A 4,787-nucleotide genomic window follows, 5' to 3' on the forward strand; every position below is an offset into this window, starting at 1 on the left:
GAATTTGAAATATTTATTGTAGGCTGGTGTAAAATCATGCGTTGCAATAGATGCATTTGTTTAAAGGAAGAATATGTTCTGCACGCAATGTGGTAATAAAAATGATGATAATAGCAAGTTTTGCAATACTTGCGGAGCGCTTTTAGAAGTTACGCCAGCAGTCGAGTCAGCAATCCAAAATCAACAATACGAATTGCCTACTAACGAAGTGCCTACTACTGTATTTCCTGCGCAGGAAGCTTTATCGGATAATCTAAGCGTTTCAGGTTCTCCTATTATGGGTTCTTCGAACGAACAGCCTTCTATGAATAATTCACCTTACGCACAAGGCGAAGCTCCGGCTAATTATTCTCATTCAGATGATGATAAGCGCAAGAAGAAAGTAATTATTACTTTAATAGCCGCTATTATTGCCTGTGTTTTGGTGATAGGTGCTGGTGCATGGTGGTATGTAAATAATGCGCGAACAGCTCAATCAAATAATAAAACTGAATTACAATCATCAAAATCAAAAAATAATAAATCTAAGCAGCATGTTCTAACCAATGATGATTTAGATTCAGACGATGAAGATAGTGATACTAGCAGCGATAAGGATAACGCTATTGGAGCGAGTGAAAAGCTCAATACCAAAAAAATCAATAAATTAGTAAACAATTTTGCTTCAAATAATAGCGTATCTGTAGCAATTTCTGGCAAGAAGGGCATATTGTATGAGTCTTCTAATTCTCGTAAAACATTCCCTGCTGTAGGTTTTTACTTCCCTGTTGTTCTTTATACTAAGGATAATCCACATCATGATTATGAAGATAAATGTGAAGATGTTATTAAGACAATGAGTAATGATTCCGCTAATGAGCTTTTAGATGATCAAGGTGGCATAGACGGATTAGATCAATGGCTGTCAGATAATGGCTATGCAAATACATCTTTTACTCGCAAATATGGTGATATTGATGCATCGAACGATGGTCACGAAAATCTTACTTCTTCTCATGATACTGCGATGATGCTTTCAAAAGCTATGCAAAATTCGACTATTGCCAATGCGACGGGTTACGATATTTCTGCTGATGGCGTGAACGTTCCAGACGGCATAGAGGTTATGGCTCATCGTGGTCAAGGAATTAAGAATGTTTATAACTATTTCTTGATTCTTAAGAAGGGCAAGAACAGGATCGGAGTGTCTGTTTTAACAAAAAGTGCAGATAAAGATGACGTTGCCGAATTTGTTTCAAAACTGTTGAATTTGCTGAAAAATAATCTTCAAATATATTAAGTTGACACTTTGTGGCATAATAAGCAAGGTTTATTTCTTAGCTGCTTAATTTGCAGCCTATTAGCGAAAGAAACGGGTAACTCGTGGCACAGACTACCAATGATATTAAGAATGGATCGGTTTTGAACCTTGACGGTCAGCTTTGGGCCGTCGTTAAGTTCCAGCACGTGAAGCCAGGCAAGGGTCCTGCTTTTGTGCGTACCACCATTAAGAACGTGCTCTCGGGCAAGATTGTCGACAAGACTTTTAATGCCGGCATGAAGATGGAGTTCGAGACCGTTGATAACCGCACGTTGCAATATTCATACGAAGATGGCGACAACTTCGTCTTTATGGATATGACCACTTACGACCAGGTTTATATTCCTAAGGTTTTGGTTGGCGAGCAGAGCAAGTATTTGCTTGAAGGCACCGACTGCATCGTAAGCTTCCATGACGGCACTCCTTTGAGCGTTGAACTTCCAGCTTCCGTGATTTTGACTATTACTCACACTGAGCCAGGCTTGCAAGGCAATCGTTCTAACGCTGGTACTAAGCCTGCAACTGTGGAAACCGGTGCTGAAATCCAGGTTCCACTCTTCGTGGGTGAAGGCGAAAAGGTGAAGGTCGACACTCGTGACGGATCTTACCTTGGTCGTGAAAACTAAARAATTAATTATNCTWMWKAATATTCGCCTTCTACATCGTCAATTTCATCAATATTCTCATCTTCAGAAGCAACTGAAGGCATGTAAACAGTTACATAGCGGCGTGGTTCTTCCCCATGTGAACGGGAGCGCAAACCTTCATCACGTACAGTATCATGCACAACTTTACGCTCAAAAGAATTCATTGGCTTCAAATTCACAGGTTCACCAGTTTCACGCACCTCATCAACAGCATCTAACGCAATATCGCGCAAATGCTGGCGCTTACGCTTTAAGAATCCATCTACATCAACTATAAGATGCGAACGATCACCAGTTTTTTGTTGAACAGCAAGACGACTCAATTGCTGCAAGGCATCGACAACCTCACCATTGCGACCAATTAAATTCTTAATATCAGTGTCATCATCTGCAACAATCTGAATCATTGGGCGATTATTGCGCACACCCATCTCAATATCACCCTCATAATCAGCAATATCGAGTAAGCCTTCTAAATAATCTGCGGCAATATCAGCTTCTTCATTGAGTTGATCAACCGTCCTCTTCTCATCTTGTACCATTAATTACTCCTTATCGTGAGAAAATTCACGTTTTACAAATTCCTGAAGTCTAGTTTAGCGGATAATAAAGCCAAGTTACTAACTTATTTTCAAGTCATAAAAATGACTTTATATATCCGCAAAATGTATCTAAATACTAGCGCTTTGCCACCTTACGTTTACGTTGTGGCTGTTTGCGCTGGAATCCCTCAATCTCTCTACGCTCAGCTTCTTCACGAGCTTTTTGAAGATTCTCTTCTTCAATAGAAGGCAACCCTTCGCGCTCACGACGAGCAGTTTCTTTTTGATAGTCACGCTTTTCTTTTTCTTCAGCTGCAGGAGATCCAGGAGTTGGGAATGCGTAAACCTGCCAAATTGAACGCAACATATTTATAACATTGTTTACTAACCAGTAAACCAACATTGCAAATGGCATAGCAAACGCAGAGAAAACGTAAATCAACGGGAATCCCCACATCATGAGCTTTTGTACAGTATATTGGCTACCCTGCTTAGACTCAGGCGGAAGATTCTTACGAATATTATTGAATTGCATGTACCACATTGCAGCACACATAAGTACAACAAATATAACTATGACAATTTTACCTGCGCCAGCAGTTGTCATAAAAGTATCTGCAACACCAACCCCAAATACGCGAGTTTTAATGAATTGCTGTGCTGTTGCAATATCAAAGGCACCAAGAGCTGCATGCTTACCACGAGCAATAAAAGGAATAACGGAAAGCGTATACCAAATACTCATAAACGCAGGACCCTGAATCATCATAGGTAGGCACGAACCAGCAGGATTGGCTTTGTTATCTTGATAAAGCTTCATCATTTCACGCTGCATAGCTTCTTTACTTGCAGGATCATTTTTGCCTTTATATTTTTGCTGTATTTTCTTAATCTTAGGCGCAATAGCTTGCATTTTGCGCATGCCTTTAATGCTTTTAATAAATGCAGGGAAAATGCACGCATGCACAACTAATACCAAGAATACGATGGAAAAAACCCAAGAGAAGCCAACTTCATTCATTCCCAGAAGAGTTAATAACTTATGGAATAATGACATAATTTGAGTCATGAGCCACTCAACTGGCGTCAAGATTTTATAAAACCATCCCAAGAATCCATTATCAAGTATGAAGTTATCTTGATTAAACATTAGTTTTCCTTGTCTTCTTCAGCCAAGGGAGTTAGCCGTGGCTCTTCATGTGCTTTAGACCAAGCACATCTGTAAAAAATCGAATATTTGCGGGGTACATCATCAATACTGCAGCTTGTCCAAGGTCTACAGCGTAGAAGGCGTAATAATGCAAGAATACCACCTTTAAACGTGCCATACCTAGCAATTGCTTCAATAGCATAACGCGAACACGTAGGATAGTATCTACAGCAAGCTGGTCTATTTGCAGAAATCGTGCGCTGATACCATCTAATTGCACTAATTACAAACTTAGAACTTAAACTTTTTTTACTACGCATAACAATAACCACCATTTACTCAAAATAATATATTTCAATTATCCTTGATTCTGATTATTCTCATGCATTTTGCAATTTTGTGTAGAACATAAATCTGCACTAATTTTGCCAAAAAGCTTTTGTATCTGGCATTGTAACGAATCAAATGAAGATTGAGCTGCAGAAGGTTTTGCTCTTAGCACCACATCACAACCTGCAGGTAATAAAGATTCATAATTTTTTGCGATTACTCGCAGACGTCTTTTTACCTTATTGCGAACTACAGCTTTCCCCACTGATTTAGATACAGCAAGACCTAGCCTCTTTACATGTTCAAATTTTTGATCATGTAAGAAGGTATCAGAAAATGCCGCGGGAGTATCACTTTCAAAACCCGTGGCAATATAATCTAAACTTGCACTTCTATCTTCGTTAAGTGTGCTCTGCACGGCTATATCGTCACGCATAATGTAATGCGCGACGATATCCCGAGAACTCACCTTGCGCCGTTTTTTTAGCACCGCAACAAAATCACGGTGGCTTTTCAGCCTTTCCATGCCTTACGACGCTACCTTAACTCAGGCAGACAGTGACTTGCGGCCCTTGGCACGACGACGATTAATTACTGCGCGACCTGCACGCGTACGCATGCGAACGCGGAAGCCGTGCTTCATGTGACGACGACGATTATTCGGCTGAAATGTCCTCTTCATAACTAATGCTCCTGTATTCAGCCACGCAAAAGCATGGCCCCGTATGAGTCAAGCTATACCAAAATACTATTACCCCTCACCAATGCTCAAAACTCCACATTTTCTTATTAAAGAATCAACATTGTCAGATATAAAT

The 4,787-nt window shown here is 40.0% G+C and carries 7 protein-coding genes; 2 read left to right on the top strand and 5 right to left on the bottom strand.

Annotated features, from left to right (window positions below):
- The first annotated feature begins 73 nt into the window (after positions 1-73).
- Together A5295_RS04310 and efp are read left to right on the top strand one after the other, a co-directional pair.
- Complete coding sequence (locus A5295_RS04310; protein ID WP_064621820.1) at positions 74-1,279, top strand: zinc-ribbon domain-containing protein; 1,206 nt, start codon at positions 74-76, stop codon at positions 1,277-1,279.
- 83 nt (positions 1,280-1,362) lie between these two features.
- Complete coding sequence (efp, locus tag A5295_RS04315) at positions 1,363-1,926, top strand: elongation factor P (protein ID WP_064621822.1); 564 nt, start codon at positions 1,363-1,365, stop codon at positions 1,924-1,926.
- Positions 1,927-1,934: 8 nt separating this feature from the next.
- Here the strand turns inward: efp and A5295_RS04320 are convergent, their stop codons facing one another.
- The 5 genes from A5295_RS04320 to rpmH form a co-directional block, all read right to left on the bottom strand.
- Positions 1,935-2,489, bottom strand: a complete 555-nt coding sequence (locus A5295_RS04320; protein ID WP_064621824.1) for a R3H domain-containing nucleic acid-binding protein — start codon at positions 2,487-2,489, stop codon at positions 1,935-1,937.
- A 136-nt stretch (positions 2,490-2,625) separates the two neighbouring features.
- On the bottom strand, positions 2,626-3,639 hold the full coding sequence (gene yidC / locus A5295_RS04325; protein ID WP_064621826.1) for a membrane protein insertase YidC: 1,014 nt from the start codon (positions 3,637-3,639) through the stop codon (positions 2,626-2,628).
- Positions 3,639-3,959: a membrane protein insertion efficiency factor YidD gene (gene yidD, locus A5295_RS04330; RefSeq protein WP_076003119.1), complete on the bottom strand. Its 321-nt coding sequence runs from the start codon at positions 3,957-3,959 to the stop codon at positions 3,639-3,641. The genes yidC and yidD overlap by 1 nt, the downstream gene beginning before the upstream one ends.
- A 38-nt stretch (positions 3,960-3,997) precedes the next feature.
- Positions 3,998-4,495, bottom strand: coding sequence for a ribonuclease P protein component (gene rnpA, locus A5295_RS04335; protein WP_033888537.1), 498 nt, complete (start codon positions 4,493-4,495; stop codon positions 3,998-4,000).
- Between the two features lie 21 nt (positions 4,496-4,516).
- Positions 4,517-4,651: a 50S ribosomal protein L34 gene (gene rpmH, locus A5295_RS04340; RefSeq protein WP_004106067.1), complete on the bottom strand. Its 135-nt coding sequence runs from the start codon at positions 4,649-4,651 to the stop codon at positions 4,517-4,519.
- Between the last annotated feature and the right edge of the window lie 136 nt (positions 4,652-4,787).

The sequence above is a fragment of the Gardnerella sp. 26-12 genome, assembly GCF_001660745.1.
GTDB classification, from domain to species: Bacteria; Actinomycetota; Actinomycetes; order Actinomycetales; family Bifidobacteriaceae; genus Bifidobacterium; species Bifidobacterium swidsinskii.